The 16,126-nt window shown below is 73.4% G+C and carries 12 protein-coding genes and 1 pseudogene; 8 read left to right on the top strand and 5 right to left on the bottom strand.

Translation table 11 applies throughout. The features are described 5' to 3' along the window. Positions 1-3: 3 nt before the first annotated feature. Complete coding sequence (locus tag AB0D66_RS09910) at positions 4-735, bottom strand: MerR family transcriptional regulator (protein WP_362299415.1); 732 nt, start codon at positions 733-735, stop codon at positions 4-6. 85 nt (positions 736-820) lie between these two features. Here AB0D66_RS09910 and AB0D66_RS09905 point away from each other — a divergent pair, with 85 nt between their 5' ends. After that, on the top strand, positions 821-2,650 hold the full coding sequence (locus AB0D66_RS09905; RefSeq protein WP_362299412.1) for a long-chain fatty acid--CoA ligase: 1,830 nt from the start codon (positions 821-823) through the stop codon (positions 2,648-2,650). Positions 2,651-2,764: 114 nt separating this feature from the next. Here the strand turns inward: AB0D66_RS09905 and sph are convergent, their stop codons facing one another. After that, complete coding sequence (gene sph, locus AB0D66_RS09900) at positions 2,765-3,754, bottom strand: sphingomyelin phosphodiesterase (RefSeq protein WP_362299409.1); 990 nt, start codon at positions 3,752-3,754, stop codon at positions 2,765-2,767. Between the two features lie 261 nt (positions 3,755-4,015). Here sph and AB0D66_RS09895 point away from each other — a divergent pair, with 261 nt between their 5' ends. Further along, positions 4,016-4,903: an oxygenase MpaB family protein gene (locus AB0D66_RS09895; RefSeq protein WP_362299405.1), complete on the top strand. Its 888-nt coding sequence runs from the start codon at positions 4,016-4,018 to the stop codon at positions 4,901-4,903. 7 nt (positions 4,904-4,910) lie between these two features. Here the strand turns inward: AB0D66_RS09895 and AB0D66_RS09890 are convergent, their stop codons facing one another. Further along, on the bottom strand, positions 4,911-6,449 hold the full coding sequence (locus AB0D66_RS09890) for a M1 family metallopeptidase (RefSeq protein ID WP_362299402.1): 1,539 nt from the start codon (positions 6,447-6,449) through the stop codon (positions 4,911-4,913). Positions 6,450-6,675: 226 nt separating this feature from the next. Between AB0D66_RS09890 and AB0D66_RS09885 the strand changes: the two genes are divergently transcribed. The 5 genes from AB0D66_RS09885 (at position 6,676) to AB0D66_RS09865 (ending at position 12,877) form a co-directional block, all read left to right on the top strand. Then, complete coding sequence (locus AB0D66_RS09885) at positions 6,676-7,539, top strand: hypothetical protein (protein WP_362299399.1); 864 nt, start codon at positions 6,676-6,678, stop codon at positions 7,537-7,539. A 92-nt stretch (positions 7,540-7,631) separates the two neighbouring features. Further along, on the top strand, positions 7,632-10,166 hold the full coding sequence (locus AB0D66_RS09880; RefSeq protein ID WP_362299396.1) for a Tex family protein: 2,535 nt from the start codon (positions 7,632-7,634) through the stop codon (positions 10,164-10,166). Between the two features lie 278 nt (positions 10,167-10,444). After that, positions 10,445-10,945 (top strand): hypothetical protein, encoded by a 501-nt coding sequence (locus tag AB0D66_RS09875; protein ID WP_362299393.1) that lies wholly within the window; start codon positions 10,445-10,447, stop codon positions 10,943-10,945. Continuing rightward, positions 10,935-12,107, top strand: a complete 1,173-nt coding sequence (locus AB0D66_RS09870) for an MAB_1171c family putative transporter (RefSeq protein WP_362299390.1) — start codon at positions 10,935-10,937, stop codon at positions 12,105-12,107. Before AB0D66_RS09875 ends, AB0D66_RS09870 begins: the two co-directional genes overlap by 11 nt. Continuing rightward, the gene (locus AB0D66_RS09865; protein WP_362299388.1) at positions 12,104-12,877 is read left to right on the top strand and encodes an SDR family oxidoreductase; all 774 of its coding nucleotides are present in this window, start codon (positions 12,104-12,106) and stop codon (positions 12,875-12,877) included. Before AB0D66_RS09870 ends, AB0D66_RS09865 begins: the two co-directional genes overlap by 4 nt. Before the next feature lie 70 nt (positions 12,878-12,947). Here the strand turns inward: AB0D66_RS09865 and AB0D66_RS09860 are convergent, their stop codons facing one another. After that, a complete protein-coding gene (locus AB0D66_RS09860) occupies positions 12,948-13,220 on the bottom strand; it encodes a hypothetical protein (protein WP_362299385.1) in 273 nt (90 codons plus the stop codon). A gap of 310 nt (positions 13,221-13,530) precedes the next feature. Then, the gene (locus tag AB0D66_RS09855) at positions 13,531-15,168 is read right to left on the bottom strand and encodes an ABC-F family ATP-binding cassette domain-containing protein (protein WP_362299383.1); all 1,638 of its coding nucleotides are present in this window, start codon (positions 15,166-15,168) and stop codon (positions 13,531-13,533) included. A gap of 103 nt (positions 15,169-15,271) precedes the next feature. Here AB0D66_RS09855 and AB0D66_RS09850 point away from each other — a divergent pair. Beyond that, positions 15,272-16,053 (top strand): annotated as a pseudogene (locus tag AB0D66_RS09850) (helix-turn-helix domain-containing protein). The last annotated feature ends 73 nt before the right edge of the window (positions 16,054-16,126 follow it).

The raw sequence follows: 16,126 nt of genomic DNA, 5'->3' as shown, positions 1-16,126 counted from the left end.
CGGTCAGGACTCCTCGCCCGAGACGAAGGCCGCCCGCAGTTCCTCCCGGAGGGACCGCTGGAAGGCCGTCACCAGCGCCTGCACCACCATCGGCTGCATGTGCGCCGACAGCGCCTTCATCGACTCCACCCGCTCCGGGTCGCTCTCGCCCTCGGTGAACGGACCCCACACCTCGTCCCGGAACAGCGCCGTCAGCTCGTGCGCCGCCGACCGGGTGTGCTCCATCAGCACCGTGCGCGCCGCCAGGATCGTCTCGTGCGCGATCGGCACGTCGAGCAGTGCCACCCCCAGCCGCAGCAGCCCCAGGTCCACCCGGAAGCCGTCGCCCGAGGGGGCGAGCACGTTCATCGCCGCCAGCCGCCGGACATCGGTGTCCGACAGGCCCCGCCCGGCCCGCTTCTCCAGCTCCGCCCGCGAGACCTCCTGGGCCGCGTCCGGTGCCCAACTCGCCACCAGGGCCCGGTGGATCGCCAGATCGTGCGCGCTCAGGTCGTCGGGCAGGGCGTCCAGATAGCGCTCGATGGCGGACAGCGTCATGCCCTGGTGCTGCAACTCCTCGATCAGCGCCAGCCGCGACAGGTGCTCCGGTCCGTAGTGGCCCACACGACGAGGGCCGATCACGGGAGGGGGCAAAATCCCGCGCGTGCTGTAGAACCGTACGGTGCGGACGGTGACGCCCGCCCGGGCCGCCAGCTCGTCCACGGTGAGCATCGGCTCGGGTGCCCGGTCGGCCATCGTCTGCGCCTCGCTCTCTGCTCCACAGCTTGGGTTCAACAGTATTGCTGTCGCACCAACGATGTGAAACGGCCAGGAGCTGCCCATGACCACGAACCTGCGACTGCCCGGACGACCCGAGGAGCTCACGCTCCCCGCCCTGCTGGCCCGCAACGCCGCCGAGCACGGCGACCTGCCCGCCCTCTCGTGGCGCGCCGGCCCCCAGGCGGCCCCGTGGACGACCCTCACCTGGAGCGAGGTGCGCCGTCAGGTCGCCGTCCTCGCCTCCGGCTACGCCGCCCTCGGAGTCGAGCGCGGCGAGCACGTCCTCATGATGATGGGCAACCGCCCCGAGCACTGGCTCAGCGACCTCGCCCTCGTCCACCTCGGCGCCGTCCCCGTCACCGTGTACGGGACCTCCGCGCCCGAGCAGATCGCCCACATCGCCCGCCACAGCCGGGCCAGGGTCGCCGTGATCGAGGGCGCCCGCGAACTCGTCCGGTGGGAGCCGCTGCTGGCTGACGCCGGCGTGCCCCTGGAACGGCTGGTGGTCGCCGAGGCCTCGCAGGCCGGCCCGCACCGCAGCTACGGCTCCCTGTACGCGAGCGGGGCCCGGCTGCACCGGGCCGAGGCTTTCGAGAAGACCTGGCAGGAGACCGGCCCCGAGGACCCGCTGACCGTCGTCTACACCTCCGGCACCACCGGCGACCCCAAGGGCGTCCGGCTCACCCACCGCAACATCATGCTCCAGTCGGTCCGCCTCGACCGGAACGTGGACCTGCCCGAGCACGCCGAGCACATCTGCTACCTGCCGTTCGCGCACATCGCGGAGCGGGTCCTCGGCATCTACCTGCCGCTGCTGCGCGCCGCCCACGTACGGCTGTGCGCCGACCCGGCCGCGGTGGCCGGGGCGGTCCGCGAACTGCGCCCGGTGCAGTTCTTCGGCGTGCCCCGGGTGTGGGAGAAGCTCGCCGCCGGGGTCAAGGCGGTCCTCGGGACGCTGCCCGAGGAGCAGCGCGGGGCCATCGAGGCCGCGAACGACCTGGCCCGTGCGCGGGCCGGCCACCGGGAGCGGGGGGAGGAGGTGCCGGCCGCGCTCGAAGCCTCGTACGCCGCGGCGAAGGAGCGGGTGCTGGACCCGCTGCTGGGCCTGGCCGGCCTGGACCGGCTCGTGTGGACGGCCAGTGCCACCGCCCCGATGCCGATCGACGTGGTCCGCTTCTGGGCGGGCTGGGGGATCACCATCATGGACGCCTGGGGCCTCACCGAGACCTCCGGGGTGTGCACGGTCAACAGCCCCGACGGCTTCCGGCTGGGCTCGGTGGGCCGCGCCATCGAGGGACTGGAGCTGCGGCTCGCCGAGGACGGGGAGATCCTGACCCGCGGCGCGACCGTGTTCGGCGGCTACCTGCGGCCCGACGGCACGGTGGAGAGCGCGGCCGACGAGGAGGGCTGGTTCCCGACCGGGGACATCGGCCGGCTCGACGAGGACGGGTTCCTCTGGCTGACCGACCGCAAGAAGGAGCTGATCATCACCTCCAACGGCAAGAACGTCTCCCCGGCCCTGGTGGAGAACACCGTCAAGGAGCATCCGCTGATCGGGCAGGCCCTGGTCCACGGCGACGGCCGGTCCTACCTGGTCGCCCTGCTGGTCCTGGACCCGGAGCTGGCCCCGGCCTGGGCGGCGGCCCGGGGCATCGGGGCCGCCTCCCTCGAGGCGCTCGCCGAGGACCCCGACGTCAGGGCGGAGATCGCCCGCGCGGTGGAGGCGGCCAACGCGCGGCTCAACCGGACCGAGCAGATCAAGCGGTACCGGGTGCTCACCGAGGAGTGGGGACCCGAATCGGGGGAGCTGACCCCCTCCCTGAAGCTCCGCCGGCGGGTGGTCCGGGAGAAGTACGGCTCCCTGATCGACGCCCTGTACCAGGCTCCGTAACCGGACGGCCCTGGTCGGAAGGGGAGCGCTCGAAGGCGTGACGGGCGGGCTCCCCGGCCCGCGGTGGGCGGGGCCGTGCGGTCCGGACGGGCCGGGCCGCACGGCCTGCGGGTGCTAGCGCCCGATGACCGGGTAGTGGTCGCTGAGGTTGGTGTAGGTGTACGAGGTGCCCCAGCTGGAGACCGTCCAGGGCGCCGACTGCTCCTTCACCACGTTGTTCTCCCAGCCCGCCGGACGGGCGTTGCCCTTGCGGTACAGGACGTAGTCCAGGTCCTCGCGCGGGTCGCTCGGGTAGCGGTAGTTCGCTATCGAGTTCAGCGCGGTGTCGAAGGAGTACGGGTGGCCCGTGCGGGTGTCCGAGTCCGCCAGGTCGGCGTTGGCCAGCATCGAGGCGAGTTCCGGGGTCCGGGAGTCGACGTTCAGGTCGCCCGCCACGATGACCTGTTCGTTCGCCGGGATGTTCTTGCCGTCCAGGAAGGAGTCGATGGTGCGGAACTGGCGGGCGCGCATCTCCGCCGCCTCGCCGGCGCCGCAGCCCGGGTCGGTGGACTGCGCGTGCGTGCCGACCACGTGCACCCTGGCGCCGTTCACGTTCAGCACGGCGTAGGCGAAGCCCTTGTTGGACCACCAGTCGGCGCCGCAGGCGTCCTTGTAGACGACCTGCTCCTTGCGGACGATGGGCCACTTGCTGAGGATCGTGACCCCGCCGTCCTCCGGGGTGGTGGAGGAGTACGCCCCGCCCGTGGCGTCCCAGCCGGACTTGCTGCGGCCGACGACGGGGGTCTGGTGCGGGTACTGGGCCGCCGAGTTGGCCTTCAGGGCGTCCGAGGCCGCGTTGTCGAAGGCCTCCTGGAGCACGACCACGTCGTGGCCCTGGTAGAAGGAGGTCCTGGGGATCTCCGCCGCCCGGTGGTCCTGGCCCCAGTTCGGATACAGGCTCTTGCTCATCAGGAACACGTTGTACGAGAGCACGCTGAGCCGCGGGGCGGCGGCGGACTCCGCGGCCGTGGCGGCCGGCGCGGTGGTGGCGGCCAGGGCGCCCGCGGCGACCGCGGCGACGGCAGCGGCGGCGGCCCGGTGGCGGCGGGGGGAGGTCTGCGGCATGGGGGACTCCATCGTCCTGCGGGGGAAGACCGGATCGGCTCCGCCATCCAAGCAGCCACGGTTACCTCTGGGTAACACCCGTGCAGCGACTTTCTGTCCAGGCCACGACAACGTGGGGAGGCCGCCGGGAACGGAGCCGGCCACTCCGCCGCCAGCACCCCCCGGACGCCGAAACCCCGCCCGCTTTCCCCGGCCCGGCCGGAGGCCCGAACCGCAGGTCATACTGGACGTACGGCGAGTTCGACACCTGGGGGCACGCGCATGACCACGACGCAACACCCGGCCGCGGGTGCCGTACGCAGGAGCGACCCCGAGCCGCCCCCGCCCGGCGGCGTGCTGTGGACCATCGCCGGCGACGTCCGGGCCCTGCTCATGCTGCCCGCCGCCTTCACCCTCCAGGTGGCCCACCCCGCCATCGCGGCCGGAGTCGACCAGTACTCCGTCTTCCGCACCGACCCCTGGGGCCGCGGCGAGCGCTCGCTGCGCTCGGTCCAGCTGTGGGTGTACGGCGGGGAGGGCGCCGCCGAAGAGGGCCGCCGGGTGCGCCGCCTGCACAAGGAGATCCAGGGCATCGACACCCGGGGCCGGCGCTACCACTCCCTCGACCCGGCCTGCTACGCCTGGGTGCACGCGACCGGGTTCCCCGTCTACCTCTACGCCGGGCGCTACCTGCTGCGCGGCTTCACCCCCGCCCAGGAGCGGCAGCTCTACCGGGAGTGGCTCCAGGTCGGCCGGATCCTCGGCCTCCACGACCGGGACATGCCCCAGACCATCGAGGAGTACTGGGTCTACTGGGCCCGGATGCTCGCCGAGGAGATCGAGCCCACGGCGGTCGCCCGCGAGCTGGTCGCCACCGACGTGCGCCTGCCCTGCCCCGAGGCCGGCGGGCCCGTGGTCCGGCTGCTGCTGCGGCTCACCTGGCCCGCGCTGCGGGCGCTCTTCCTGCGCCTGCGCGCCTTCGTCACCGCCGGCTACATGCCGCCCGAGGCGCGCGCGGCCGTCGGGCTGGAGTGGAGCCCGGCCCAGGAGCGCAGGCTCCGGCGGTTCAGCACGGCCCTGCGGCTCCTCGTACCGGTGCTGCCGGAGCGGCTGCGGTACCTGCCCGTCGCGCGGGCGGCGCGCGCCCGATGGCACGCCGCCGCCCGCTGACGGACCCTCAGTGGCCGGCGTGTCCGGCGTGCTCGTCGTGCTGGTGGATCGTGTTGGTCTGCGCGATCTTCTTCCAGGACTTCGGCTCGGACTTCTGCGCCGGGGCGGCCGAAAAGGACCGGGCCGCGGCTCCGGCGGACGCCGGGTTCAGGGCGGAGGCCTCCGGCTTGCCCGGCGTGTACAGCCAGGTCTCGAACAACTGGGCCAGCGGCTTGCGCGAGACCTTCTCCGCGTAGCGGACGAAGTCGCCGACCTTGGCGTTGCCGTAGGCCCGCTCGGCCGGCCAGCCCTTCAGGATCTCGAAGAACTTCTCGTCGCCGATCTCGTTGCGCAGCGCCTGCAGGGCGATGGCGCCACGGTCGTAGACGGCTCCGTGGAACTGGTTCTCCGGACCCGGGTCACCCGGCTTGACCTGCCAGAACGGGTCCTCCGCCGGGCGGACGGAGTAGGCCCAGTCGGCCAGCTCCTGTGCGGTGCCCTCGCCCTCCTTCTCCGACCACAGCCACTGGCTGTAGCGGGCGAAGCCCTCGTTGATCCAGATGTCCTTCCAGCCCTCGACCGACACGCTGTCGCCGTACCACTGGTGGGCCAGCTCGTGCACGACCACCGAGACGTTCGCGCCGTTCTGGAACTGGCGCGGGCCGTAGAACGGGCGGGTCTGGGTCTCCAGCGCGAAGCCGGCCGTCACGTTCGGGACGTATCCGCCCAGCGCGTTGAAGGGGTACGGGCCGAAGACCCCCTCCAGCCAGTCGGCGACCTCCGCGGTCCGCTCCACGCTCGCCCGCGCCGCACCCGCGTTGTCGCCGAGGTCCTTGCTGTAGGCGTTGAGGACGGGCAGGCCGCTCGCCGTCTTGTCGGTGGTGATGTCGAACTTGCCGACCGCGAGGGTGGCCAGGTAGGTGGCCTGCGGCTTGTTGGAGCGCCAGTTGTACCGGGTCCAGCCCAGCCGCGAGGTCTGCGACTGGAGCACGCCGTTGCTGATCGCCTGGGTGCCGTCCGGGACGTTGACCGAGACGTCGAAGGTGGCCTTGTCGAGCGGGTGGTCGTTGCTCGGGAACCACCAGACCGCCGAGTCGGGCTCCTGCGCCGCCACCCCGCCGTCGGGCGTGCGCTGCCAGGCCGTCCAGCCGTCCACCTTGAGCTCGGAGGGCTTCCCGGCGTACTTGACGACGACGGTCAGCGGGGTGTTGCGCGCCAGCGGCTTCGCCGGGGTGACCTCCAGCTCGTGGCTGCCGGAGGCGGCGAACTTCGCCTTGGCCCCGTTGACCCGGACCTCGCTGACCTGGAGGCCGAAGTCCAGGTTGAACCGGGACAGGTCCTGCTTGGCGGTGGCGAGGAGGGTGGCGGTGCCCTCCAGGAGGTCGGTCTTCGGCTGGTACTGCAGGCGCAGGTCGTAGTGGGACACGTCGTATCCGCCGTTGCCGCTGGCCGGGTAGTAGGGATCGCCGATACCCGGGGCGCCCGGACCGGAACTCGCCGCCGAGGCCGGGATCACCAGCAGCAGGGAGGCGGCGAGCACGCTCGGGGCGATGACTTTGCGGTGCACGAAGGGCTCCAAGTGGGAGAGGAGACAGATCGGTTCAAGCGCTTGTCGCTCGACCGTATTCACCCTTGGTGCCCCACGTCATGTCCATGGCCCCTGCTGTCACACGATCGCCATTCGGCCGTCACAGCCGAGGAAAGTCCGGAAAGGGGCGGGCCCCGCGGGGTGCGGGCGGCGGCCGGCGGGCCTGGCCTTCCCGACATACTGAGCAGTCGGTAACCTGCCCTCCATGACCCTTCCTCCGCTCGCCGCCCGGCACTGTTGGCACTCCGCGATCAACCCGCTGCACTCCACCGTCTACTTCTCCCCGGACACCCCCAAGGAGTTCGCGGGCCTCGGGATCACCCACCCCGTCGCCGTCAACCTCGCTGCCCGGTCCGCAGCCCTGGGCGTCGTCGGGGCCGGCACGGTGACCGCGACGTTCTACAACTACCGCCACGACTTCGTCGCCCGGCACCTCCCCGCCGTCTGGGACACCGCCGCGCCCGAGGAGGTCCTCGCCGCCCGGCTGCGCGCCGCCGACGCCACCCTGCGCCGGCTCCTCGGCGACGAGACCGTCGAGTCGCCCGAGCTCGCGGAGGCCGCCGACCTGGCCATGCGCGCCGCCGAGGCCTGCACCCGGCACGCCCGCCCCCTCTACTCCGCCCACGCCGACCTCCCCGTACCCGAGGCGCCCCACCTGCGCCTGTGGCACGCGACCACCCTGCTGCGCGAACACCGCGGCGACGGCCACCTCGCCGCCCTGCTCATCGCCGGCCTGGACCCGCTCGAGGCCCTGGTCAGCCACACCGCCACCGGCAAGGGCATGGCCCCGAAGTGGCTCAAGGCCAGCCGCGGCTGGGAGCAGTCCGACCTGGACGCCGCGGCCGACCGGCTCCGCGCGCGCGGCGTCCTCGACGCGGCGGGCGAGCTCACCGAGGAGGGCAAGGCCGTCCGCGAGAGCCTCGAGACCGACACCGACCGCCTCGACGCCGCCCCGTACGAGCACCTGGGCGCGCAGGGCCTGGCCCGCCTCGCGGAACTCGGCGGCGGATTCGTGCTGAAGGCGATGACCGCCGGAGCCTTCCCGGCGGACCTGCGCGGCAAGGCCTGAGGGACCCCGGGCCGCCCTTACCGCGCCTTGTCACGGCCACCTGCCACAATTGGCAGCCTTCCAGTGCAAACGAAGGCAGGCGGGACCCGATCGTGACGACGTCCATCGAAGGCAGGATCGCCGAGGAGCTCGGCGTACGGGAGCGGCAGGTCAAGGCCGCCGTCGAGCTGCTCGACGGCGGCTCCACCGTGCCGTTCATCGCTCGCTACCGCAAGGAAGCGACCGAGATGCTCGACGACGCGCAGCTGCGCACCCTCGAGGAGCGGCTGCGCTATCTGCGCGAGCTGGAGGACCGGCGCGCCGCGATCCTGGACTCCGTACGGGAGCAGGGCAAGCTCGACGCGGAGCTGGAGGCGCGGATCAACGCGGCCGACACCAAGGCCCGGCTCGAGGACATCTACCTGCCCTTCAAGCCCAAGCGGCGCACCAAGGCGCAGATCGCCCGCGAGGCCGGCCTCGAGCCGCTCGCCGAGGGGCTGCTCGCCGACCCCTCCGTGGAACCGGCCGCCGCGGCCGCCGCGTTCGTCGACGCCGACAAGGGTGTCGCCGACCCGGCCGCGGCCCTGGAGGGCGCCCGCGCCATCCTCACCGAGCGGTTCGCCGAGGACGCCGACCTGATCGGCGAACTGCGCGAGCGCATGTGGGGCCGGGGCCGGCTCGCCGCGAAGGTCCGCGAGGGCAAGGAGGAGGCGGGCGCCAAGTTCGCCGACTACTTCGAGTTCGCCGAGCCCTTCACCGCCCTCCCCTCGCACCGCGTCCTCGCGATGCTGCGCGGCGAGAAGGAGGAGGTCCTCGACCTCACGCTGGAGCCGGAGCCGCCGGCCGAGACCCCCGGCCCGTCCACGTACGAGGGCATGGTCGCCCGCCGCTTCGGCATCGCGGACCGCGACCGCCCCGGCGACAAGTGGCTGGCCGACACGGTCCGCTGGGCCTGGCGCACGAAGATCCAGGTGCACCTCGGCATCGACCTGCGGACGCGGCTGCGCGCCGCCGCCGAGGACGAGGCCGTACGGGTCTTCGCCGCGAACCTGCGCGACCTGCTGCTCGCCGCCCCGGCGGGCACGCGGGCGACGCTCGGCCTGGACCCGGGCTTCCGCACCGGTGTGAAGGTCGCCGTCGTGGACGCCACCGGCAAGGTCGTGGCCACCGACGTCATCCACCCGCACGTGCCCGCCAACCGGTGGGACGAGTCCCTCGCCAAGCTCGCCCGCCTCGCGAAGGAGCACGCGGTCGAGCTGGTCGCCATCGGCAACGGCACGGCCTCCCGCGAGACCGACAAGCTCGCCGGGGAGCTGATCACCCGCCACCCCGAGCTCGAGCTCACCAAGGTGATGGTCTCGGAGGCGGGCGCCTCCGTGTACTCCGCCTCGGCCTTCGCCTCCCAGGAACTCCCCGGCATGGACGTGTCGTTGCGCGGCGCGGTCTCCATCGCCCGCCGCCTCCAGGACCCGCTCGCCGAGCTGGTCAAGATCGACCCCAAGTCGATCGGCGTGGGCCAGTACCAGCACGACCTGTCCGAGGTGAAGCTGTCCCGCTCGCTCGACGCGGTGGTCGAGGACTGTGTGAACGGCGTGGGTGTGGACGTCAACACCGCCTCCGCGCCGCTGCTCTCGCGCGTGTCGGGCATCAGCGGCGGACTCGCCGAGAACATCGTCGCCCACCGCGACGCCAACGGCCCCTTCCACAGCCGCAAGGGCCTCAAGGACGTGGCGCGGCTGGGGCCCAAGGCGTACGAGCAGTGTGCGGGCTTCCTGCGGATCCGCGGCGGCGCGGACCCGCTGGACGCCTCCGCGGTGCACCCCGAGGCGTACCCGGTGGTCCGGGCGATGGGCAAGACGGCCGGCGGCGAGGTGGCGGCGCTGATCGGCAACACGGGCGTCCTGCGCTCCCTGCGCCCGGAGTCCTTCGTCACCGAGGCCTTCGGCCTGCCCACCGTGACCGACATCCTGCGCGAGCTGGAGAAGCCCGGCCGCGACCCGCGCCCGGCCTTCAAGACCGCCACCTTCAAGGAGGGCGTGGAGAAGATCGGCGACCTGGCCCCCGGGATGATCCTGGAGGGAGTGGTCACCAACGTGGCCGCCTTCGGCGCCTTCATCGACATCGGCGTCCACCAGGACGGGCTGGCGCACGTCTCGGCGCTGTCGAAGACCTTCGTCAAGGACCCCCGGGACGTGGTCAAGCCGGGCGACATCGTCCGCGTGAAGGTCATGGACGTGGACATCCCGCGCAAGCGCATCTCGCTGACCCTGCGGCTGGAGGACGAGGCGGGCGCGGAGCGCGGCGCGGGCGCCCCGGGCCAGGAGCGCCGGGGCGGCGGCCGTCCGCCGCAGCAGCGCGGCGGGGGCGGCGAGGGCCGGCGCGATCAGGGTCAGGACGGCCAGGGCCAGGGCCAGCGCGGTCAGGGCCAGCGCGGTCAGGGCCAGGGCGGTCAGGGTCAGGGTCAGAGCCAGCGGAGTCAGGGCCAGGGCCAGCGCGGTCAGGGCCAGCGCGGCCAGGGCGGCGGCCAGCGCGGGCAGGGCCAGCGGCACGGCGGCGGCGCTTCCGCTCCGGCGCCCGCCAACAGCGCGATGGCCGACGCACTGCGCCGCGCCGGCCTCACGGGGCCCGAGGAGCGCCGCAAGCGGTAGGACGGCAGGGCGGCAGGGGAGACTTGCGGCCACTCCGGCGCGCGGGGACCGCGCGTGCGGTGGCCGAATAGGTCCCCCGGCCGGAGACCTGCCTTGCCAACTCCCGTACAAGATCTGTAGGCATGGTGGAACGCCCGTTCGTCACCCAGGCGGACGGGCTTCCGCATTTCCCCTCAGGACCGCATTCCCCGAGGCCGCCTTCGAAGGCACAGGACGCCATGCCCATGCCAGCACACGCCTACCGACGCTGCCCGAGAAAGGGTCCGAAGAGGGATCACATGCCCCACCGGCAACTCAGCCTGCGCAAACGGTGCGAGAACATTCTCGGCCAACTGGATCTGACCCATCCGTTCTCCCTCGACGCGCTGTGCAGCCGCATGGCCGAGCAGCGCGGCCGCCCCATCAAGCTCCACCCGCTGCCCAAGGAGGCCGCGGAGTCGGGCGTGTGCGGACTGTGGGTGGGCACGGCCAGCGTCGACTACGTCTTCTACGAGGCGCAGACCACCCCGCTGCACCGGGAGCACATCGTGCTCCACGAGCTCGGCCACATCCTCTTCGGGCACCACTCCCTGGAGGGGGAGGAGACCGACGGGCGCGCCCCGGTCGTGCTCGGGCGCACCAACTACACCACCCGCCAGGAGCAGGAGGCGGAGATGCTCGCCAGCATGATCCGCATCCGCACGGCGAACGCCGGCCCGCCGTCCGCGGCCCGCGCCCGGGGCACCCTGGCCCGGCTCGAGTCCGCCATGGGTTACGAGCGGGGGAACGATGGCAGCTGACCTGACCGACTTCGGCAACTGGCTCGCCGTTCCCAGCGTGGTCTGCCTCTGGCTCGCGGTCCTGCTCCGCGCCCCCGGCGCCCTGCGCTCCCCGCAGCAGCGCGGCCTGTGGCTGGCCGTGGCCACCGCCGCCGCCGCGATGACCCTCAACCTCCCCGACGTCGTCGCGTACGCGATGGACCGCGGCGCGGGCTACGCCCACAGCATCGGCCTCGTCCGCAACCTCATCGGGGTCTTCTCCGCCGGCGCCGTCCTGTTCTTCGTGGCCGCCGCCGCGGGCGGCCGCCGCCTGCGGCTCGTCTCCTGGACCGCCACGGTCGGGTGGCTGGCCGCACTGGTCGCGCTGGACGCCGCGGCGCCCGCGCACGGCACGCACGCGATGCCGCCGGTCGGCGACCCGGTGCCCTCCCTCGCGTACTGGCTGGTGCTGATCTCCGCGCACGTGGTCGCCAACACCGTGTGCGTGGCCCTGTGCTGGCGCTACAGCCGCCGCACCGAGAGCCGGGGGCTGGCCGCCGGTCTGCGCCTCTTCGGCCTCGGTACCGCGCTCGCCGGCCTGTTCTGGCTCGCCTACCTGCTCAAGGCCCTGTTCGGCAGCACCTGGGCGATGCCCGCCCTGCCGCTGCTGATGAACCTGCACGGGCTGCTGCGGGCCGCCGCGATCCTCGTGCCGACCCTGTTCACCTTCCGCCGGACCGCCTCCGACATCGCCACCGCCTGGCGCCTGTGGCCGCTGTGGCGCGACCTGGTCCAGGCCGTCCCGCACGTGGCCCTGAACAAGCCGCGGGCCGGGCGGATGGTGGAGCTGCTGTGGCCCCCGGTCCCGCGCAACCTGCTCGTGTACCGCAAGGTGATCGAGACGCGCGACGCGATCCTGATCCTCGGCGAGTACGTCGCCCCCGGCGCCCTGGAGGACGCCCGCGGCCGCGTCGCCGGACGCGGGGTCCCCGAGCAGCGGCGCACCGCCGCCGCGCTGGCCTCCGTACTGCTCGACGCGCGGCGGGCGAAGCTCGCCGGCGCCCCCGGGCAGCAGGGCGAGGCGGCCGGACTGGAGCTGCCCGCCGCCATCCAGACCTCCGCCGAGGGCGGGGACCTGGCGCAGGAGGCCCGGTTCCTCGTCGACGTCGCCCACGCGTACACCCGGGAAGTGAAGCCGTCGTGACCACCGTACTGATCACCGGGGCCAGCGCCGGACTGGGCGCCGCCTTCGCCCGGGCCTTCGCGGCCAAGGGCGCCGACCTGGTCCTCGTGGCCCGCGACAAGGAGCGGCTGGAGTCCGTCGCGCGCGACCTCGGCCGGGAGTTCGGCACGGCCGCCGAGGTGCTGCCCGCCGACCTGCTGGACCCGGCGGACTGCGCGGCGGTCGCCGCACGCCTCGCCGACCGGGTCCGCCCCGTGGACATCCTGGTCAACAACGCGGGCTTCGGACTGCCCGCGCCCTTCCCGTACAGCCCGGTCGAGGACGAGGAGCGGATGCTCGACCTGCTGGTGAAGGTGCCCCTGCGGCTCACCCACGCCGTGCTGCCGGGCCTGCGCGAGCGCCGCCGGGGCGCGGTGGTCAACGTCTCCTCGGTGGCCGGACTGCTGCCGACCGGCACCTACGGGGCGGCCAAGGCCTGGGTCACCGCGTTCAGCGAGTCACTGCGGGTGGACATGGAGCCGTACGGCGTCCGGGTCCTGGCGGTGGTGCCGGGATTCACCCGCACCGAGTTCCAGGAGCGCGCCGGGATGGACGTCAGCGCCCTGCGCGAGGCGGTCTGGCTGGACCCGCGGGCCGTGGTCGACCAGGCACTGCGCGATCTGGCACTGCGCCGCCCGCTCAGTATCACGGGCCGCCGCTACCGGGCGTACGCCCTGGCCGCCCGGCACCTCCCGCGCGCCTTCGTGGCACGCAGGATGGCCCGCAAGAGGAGCGCTCCGGCGGAGCGCTGACGCCACCGCGGCAGACCGGTGCGCGGCCCGGTGACCGGGTCCGCGCACGGTGTGCCGTGAAGGGGGCGAGTCAGCAGCCTCCTCGGCCGTGGCCGTACCCGCCGTGGCCATGTCCTCCGTAACCGTTGTCGTCGTCGTCGTGGTCCCAGCCGCCGTGTCGCCAGCCGCCGTGGCCACCGTAGTCGTCGTCATCGTCGTGGTCCCAGCCGCCGGTGACGTAGCTGACGGTCTGGGTGGGGGTTGCCGCCGAGGCGGTGCCCGCCGTACCGAACGCGGCTCCACCGGCCATCAGAAGCCCGGCGGCGGAGACCACGAAGAGGCGCTTCGCTCTCTGTGCACGCATGGAGATTCCCTTTCCTTCCACCCGCCCGCACCTCTCACGGGGTACGGAGGAGCAGAACCGCGGCCGCAAAACAGAATGCGCAGCGCGGGTCGGATACAGGGCCGCTGGAAGTGCGGAAGCACAGGTCCGGGCACAGGGGGCCCAGGCCCCCACACGAGTTCCGAAGCGGGCGCGCGTCAGAGGTGCAACCCCTGCTGACGCGGCACTTCGGCCATGGAGGCGTGCTCCGCGGTTGCGGCTCTCACCCACAAAGGCTAGTCGTGCACGAGCGGGTCGGCACCTTGGGAGGGCGGGCCCCGCGCCCCCGCGGCTAGAGCTCGGTGACGTTGCCGTCCTCGACCCGCAGGCGGCGGGTCACCGAAACGGCGTCCAGCATGCGGCGGTCGTGGGTGACCAGCAGCAGGGTGCCCTCGTACGCCTCCAGGGCGGACTCCAACTGCTCGATCGCCGGGAGGTCGAGGTGGTTGGTGGGCTCGTCCAGGACCAGCAGGTTGACCCCGCGGCCCTGGAGCAGGGCCAGCGCCGCCCGGGTCCGCTCGCCGGGGGAGAGCGTGGCCGCAGGACGCAGCACGTGCGCCGCCTTGAGGCCGAACTTGGCCAGCAGGGTGCGGACTTCGGCCGGCTCGGTGTCCGGGACGGCCGCGCAGAACGCCTCCAGCAGCGGCTCGTCGCCGAGGAACAGGCCGCGGGCCTGGTCCACCTCGCCGATCAGCACGCCCGATCCGAGAGTGGCGGAGCCGGAGTCCGGAGCCACCCGGCCGAGCAGGAGGGCCAGCAGGGTCGACTTGCCCGCGCCGTTCGCCCCGGTGATCGCCACCCGGTCCGCCCAGTCGATCTGCAGGCTTGCCGGCCCGAAGGCGAAGTCCCCCCGCCTGACCGCGGCCTCGCGCAGGGTGGCCACCACCGAGCCGGAGCGCGGCGCCGCCGCGATCTCCATGCGCAGCTCCCACTCCTTGCGCGGCTCGTCGACGACCTCCAGCCGCTCGATCGCCCGCTGCGTCTGGCGGGCCTTGGCGGCCTGCTTCTCGCTGGACTCGCTGCGCAGGTTCCTGCCGAGCTTGTTGTTGTCGGTCGCCTTGCGGCGGGCGTTGCGCACGCCCTTGTCCATCCAGTTGCGCTGCATCTGGGCCCGGCCTTCGAGGGCCGACTTCTTGTCCGCGTACTCCTCGAACTCCTCGCGCGCGTGGTCGCGGGCGCGCTCGCGCTCCTCCAGGTAGGCGTCGTACCCGCCGCCGTAGAGGTTGATCTGCTGCTGCGCCAGGTCGAGCTCCAGGACCTTGGTGACGGTCCGGGCCAGGAACTCGCGGTCGTGGCTGATCACGACCGTGCCGGCGCGCAGCCCCGTGACGAACCGCTCCAGCCGCTCCAGACCGTCCAGGTCGAGGTCGTTGGTGGGCTCGTCCAGCAGGAAGACGTCGTAGCGGGACAGCAGCAGCGAGGCGAGGCCCGCGCGGGCCGCCTGGCCGCCGGACAGCGCCGTCATGGGCAGGTCCAGGCCCACGGTGAGGCCGAGCTCGGCCGCGACCTCCTCCGCCCGCTCGTCGAGATCGGCGCCGCCGAGGTTCAGCCACTGGTCCAGCGCCGTCGCATACGCGTCGTCCGCGCCGGGCGTCCCGTCCACCAGGCCCTGCGTCGCCTCGTCCAGCTCCGCCTGCGCGGCGGCCACCCCGGTGCGCCGCGCCAGGAACTCCCGGACCGACTCGGCGGGCCGGCGCTCCGGCTCCTGCGGCAGGTGGCCGACGGCGGCGGTGGGCGGCGAGAGCCGCAGCTCACCGGTCTCGGGGGTGTCCAGCCCGGCGAGCAGGCGCAGCAGGGTGGACTTGCCGGCGCCGTTCACGCCGACGAGGCCGATGACGTCGCCGGGTGCGACGACGAGGTCGAGATCGGCGAACAGCGTGCGCTCACCGTGGGCGGCGGTGAGCTTCTTGGCGACGAGGGTTGCAGTCATGATGCGCCGATCCTATCCGGGCAGGTGCGGGCCTCCGGCGATGGCCGGATAGGTGGGAGGGGCGTCATTGCGGCCACCGGGTGCGGCGTCACACCATGAGGCCATGTCGTCGCCACACGTGCTCGTCCTCTACGACGGGGTGCAGAGCCTGGACGTGACCGGGCCGGTCGAGGTGTTCGCCGCCGCGGCCCGGTTCCCGGGGAGGCCCCCGTACGAGATCCGCACCGTGTCCCCGGGCGGCGGTCCGGTCCGTACGAGCAGCGGGCTGACGCTGGTCCCGGACGGGGACCTGGACGCCGCCCGGCCCGGCCGGGGGACCACCCTGCTCGTGCCCGGCGGCCGGTACACGGCCGACTTCGAGCCGCGGCTCACCGACTGGCTGCGCGCCTACGGGGGTGGCGCGGAGCGGCTGGTGTCCGTCTGCACGGGCGGGCTGCTGCCGGCCGAGGCGGGGGTGCTGGCCGGGCGGCGGGCGACGACGCACTGGTACGGGTGCGAGCAGATGGCCAAGGACTACCCGGACGTGGTGGTGGAGCCGGACCCGATCTACGTGCGGGACGGGCCGGTCGCCACCTCGGCCGAAGGCAGGGGAAGGATCACGGAGCACCCGGGCGGCGACCTCGGCGTCGAGGCCCTCGCCGCCCGGGCGCGGCTCTCACCGCGCCACTTCGCCCGCGCCTTCCAGGCGGAGACGGGGGTCACGCCCGGCGCTACGTCGAGCGGGTGCGGGTGGAGCACGCGCGGCGGCTGCTGGAGGACAGCCGGGAGGGCGTGGCCCGGGTATCCCGCGCCTGCGGCTACCGCACGCCGGAGGCCCTGCGCCGCGCCTTCGTCAGGACCCTGGGCCGGCCCCCCGCCGAGTACCGCCGCCGCTTCGGCGCGTGACCACGGCCGCGACCGGCCCGCACCGAACCGCCGTACAGACCAGCCGCCCCGGCAGGGAGCGGCACCGTCCCCA

The organism is Streptomyces sp. NPDC048270, assembly GCF_040652335.1.
Taxonomy (GTDB): Bacteria; Actinomycetota; Actinomycetes; order Streptomycetales; family Streptomycetaceae; genus Streptomyces.
The sequence above is the reverse complement of the archived record's forward strand: the minus strand, read 5'-3'. Positions and strand labels throughout refer to the sequence as shown.